At 65.2% G+C, this 3,910-nt stretch carries 1 protein-coding gene; it reads right to left on the bottom strand.

Annotated features, from left to right (window positions below; translation table 11 throughout):
- Positions 1–1,197: 1,197 nt before the first annotated feature.
- Positions 1,198–2,085: an SAM-dependent methyltransferase gene (locus AC4D2F_RS16840; RefSeq protein ID WP_490911633.1), complete on the bottom strand. Its 888-nt coding sequence runs from the start codon at positions 2,083–2,085 to the stop codon at positions 1,198–1,200.
- Positions 2,086–3,910 lie beyond the last annotated feature (1,825 nt).

Genomic DNA, 3,910 nt, shown 5'->3' with positions numbered 1-3,910 from the left:
CTGCACCCGAGAGAGTGTGGGAGAGTAGGACACCGCCGGACAACCACTCACGAGCAAAGACCCCACCACCGGTGGGGTCTTTCCTCGTTAACCACCCACCCACCACGCGAACCGGTGCTCGAAGGATCAGGACGTGCACGGAGAGGACACAAGCGGTCAGCTGAATATCCTGACTGGACCCGAATTTCGGGACTCGCTCAGTAGCGGTCGATGGCCGCTTCCAGCATCGGGTTGAGCGTCGGGTCCAGCGTCGGGCTCGCAAGACAGCAGACTGGCACCATGTGCAGCAGCCGATTGGTGACCCTGATCCGACTCCGTCTGGATCCGCGGTGGCGGGACGCCTGCCGGGGGCCCCGATACTCGCTTCAACACTTGACGGGCCCCGATAGGCGGCCAGATGTCGGACTCGCGAGGCAATCAGGTCCCCAGCTCAGCGATGGTACTTATCCGCCCGACTCCGGGCTTGCATTCGCAGGCCGGTGCGCCCGGCCGGTACGGTGCCGGCGGCCCGGCACTCCCGGTCCGCCATGATCGGCACCGGTCAACGGCAGCCAAGGTCGCGAGGCGGCAAGTAGCGGCATGATGACGCCAACACGAGCACGCCGCACCAGACAGCGGACCGCAGTGATCGACCGGGCATTTCATCTCATCTCAGCATCGCTATGGCGACGGAAGTCGGTGGCACTCGTGGCGCCGTGACCTTATGCCCCCTCGACCCGTGACCCGACCGGTGAGCCCGTGACCCCTCGACCCGTGGTCCCTTTGACCCCGTGACCCGTGACCCGTGACCAGTGACTCCGTGACGTAGGGGACGCGGGAGACGCGGGAGACGCGGGAGATCCGGGGAAGGCGCGGCCGATCCGCGGACCGGATGTGGCCAACCGGCTGCTGCTGCTCGAGACCTCAGAGAAGCTCTTCGACTGCGCCCGGAACCTGCTGGACGTCGTGGTCGACGTCGAGATTTGGTCGGTCAATTGGAGTGGGCCGGGCGGTCGAGGAACAACTCCGGGATCTGCCGCGTCGCAGATCCCTCGAGGAGCCGACACGCGCGAGGACTGGGCTCCGAAGGGTGCGTGGCTATGGTTGGCATCGAGCGTGCCCGGTGCGGCTGGTCGCCCAGCCCCCCTATGGTGATGCGGTCGCGATGCCGCTGCCTCGATGTGTGTCGTCAGAGTCCGACCGAAGCGGTGCCGACGATCAGGCCGGCTCCCGCTGCATCGACGTAGCGGGTTCTGGTGGCACCCCGTCCTCCGCCGCCTTCGACAGCGTGAATATGCCGTAGCGCATCGCACCGGTGCGGTAGGCGAGAATCAGGCGGGGGATGCTCAGAACGAAGATGCGATTGCGTGCACCGAGCGCGAGGCGACGAGTCTCGCGATCGACGAGCAAGGTCTTCATAAGCCGACGGGCGCAAATGGTCCATGTACGCGCTACGCGGTGGCTGACATCCTCATAGCCCGTGATCTCAAAGCCGGCAGCCGATGCCATCGCCTCATACTCCTCACGCGTGCCCATCGACGGCAGGCGCCCCTCGCGACAGATCGGCTCGAGCAGGTGGCGAACCTTCCAACTGCCGGCCTCGGTCTCGGCGAGCCATGCGCAGACGACGAAACGGCCGCCGGGTGACAGCACGCGATGCGCCTCGGCGAAGAACCTGGGTTTGTCGACCATGTGCTCGCTCGACTCGATCGCCCACGCGGCATCGGCCGAGCCATCGGTCAACCCGTTGACGAGCCAATCGCGGAGATGAATATCGACGTGGGGTGAGGGATGCGCGGAGGCGTAGTGAGCCTGCTCGGCGGAAAGCGTGAAGCCAGTGACGCGGACACTGTGTGTCATCGCGAGCCGCCGGGCGGTGGAGCCGTAGCCGCAGCCGATGTCGATGCACGCTTCGCCGGGCATGAGGTGCAGCCGATCGCCGACCGCGTCGGTCAGCGCCTCGACAGCTTCGGCGGGCGTCTCCTGACCCGTCGCCCACAGCCCGTGGTGGACATGCTCACCCCATACCTGCCGATAGATGGGATCGAGCTCGTCGTAGTGATCTGCAACAGCCACGGCGTCCTGGGAAGTATCGGGGAGAATCATTTAATCACGCTATAACGCAGGTCCATGCGGTCGGAAGGCCTCGGTCGACGGCTCCATGAGCCATCGGGGTGAAGCTCCCTCCACGAATCGTGGTGTGAGGTGGGAGCAGCTGGACGCTTCATGTCTCGTGATCGGAATCGCGATCCCGACCCGGACCGGGACAGTCACTCTGAGACCACCTATACGCGCGATCGGGGCTCGATCGGGAAAGGAAACATGAAGACGGATCACATGCGGCCACCGCCACCCCGACAATTGCCGATGCCTCTCGTTCATCAGGGCCGACGAGGCATGACCTCCACCTCAGCAAAGCCATTCCCACCAACGACGTTGCCACTCATTCATTTGCCGGTTCGTCGGGTGAGCACGTCCAACGACGGTGCGCCCCCACCTGCCGGCCCCGTTCTTCGTATTCTCTGACGGAGGCTCGAGCGAGCCCTTTGTACCGACTGCGTAGGACGTACACTCAGCGACCGGAAGCTCTCAGTGACGGGGAAAGCGAGTTATGTACCAGGGGAATTCGACATCCGTGGTCGTCCTTGGACGATATCGGTGCCCCTTGGGCTGCGAGGCTGCCGGAGGCATCACTCCTGAACCTTCATCGCTCGCCTGGGAGGTAGAAATCGCGACGGACCCGTTCCCGGCCTGACCGGGCTGGCTCGCTGAGGCGAAGGGTCCCGCTGCGGGTCGCCCACCGCGAGGGTTCCGATTCAGGACTCCGCGGCGGGCTCACTCGTAGAAGCAGGCACAGGGATGCCAGCGGCCCATTCGCCTGACAGGAACGCGCTGGCCGCTCCGTCGTCGCTTCGACACTCGACCCTTGCTCAGAAGTTGGTTGGTTGCATGGCTACTCCGCGTTCGGTTCCGACGTCAGCGGCCTTCATTGTTCGAATCGGCACCGATCACTCGAGAATCGGCCAACACCAATGCGCTGCCAGTTCGAGGAGACGGGCTGATCGGGCCGGTGGGAATCCCCTCGAACGGTCTCCCAAGCCGTGGACACGGCCTCCTCGGACTGGGCTGGACTGGGCTCGATTGGAGCTGGGCTGGACTGGGCTCGGGGTTGGGTTGGGCCGGGCTGGACCGGGGGTGAACAGGGCTGTGCTGCGCTGAACCCGACGGGAGGGGACGGAGAGGGGCGTAGCAGGGCTGGTGCGCGCCGCTGTGTGTCGGGGTGTCCTTGATCCTTGGTGATGTCACCACTTGAGCGGTCACATCACGCCGCTGTCCCGCTCCGAGCTGTTGGTTCGTGAGGAACCCCAACCGGGGCGTCAGGGCCCTACGTGGACCGATCATGGGGGAGGCGCATCAGTGGGTGCTGTCTGCACCGGTGCCTTCTGGGACCTCGGTCGGTGGGAGTCGGGGGGCCGATAGCTGCCCCTGTCGAAAGCAGTCGAGGGGTTCTGCACGCGCCAACTGGTACCGGCACCTTCACTAGCGAACTTGCTTCTTCGTGGTGCTGCTCACCACCAGACGCTTTTGTCGGATCGTGCTGGCAGGCGCGCCTGGAGCGCCGGGCCAGCCCCTCCCTGCAGATGCTCACCCCCCGGAGGACCCTGCCGGCAGCCCGGCGTCTGGCGCACCGGGCCACCTACTTCGTGCGGCCGCTCGCCGCCAGGGGCCGTTGCCGACGTCAGGAGCTCTCGTGCGGTGTGGTGATCTCGCGGGCACCGGCCCAGTTTGCCCGACCGCAGTCCGACGTGTAGTGTTTCATGAGTTGCCCCGGTGTGGGTGGCCATCCCCTTCAAATTCTGTGGTCGGTTCGTGCGCTGTGAGGCGTGGTCGAATTCGGCTTCTTTTTGTGGTGGGTTTGTTCTTTTGTCGT

Source organism: Arthrobacter sp. TJ-263, assembly GCF_058269155.1.
Note: the sequence above shows the minus strand (reverse complement) of the source record. Positions and strands in the feature narration are given on the sequence as shown.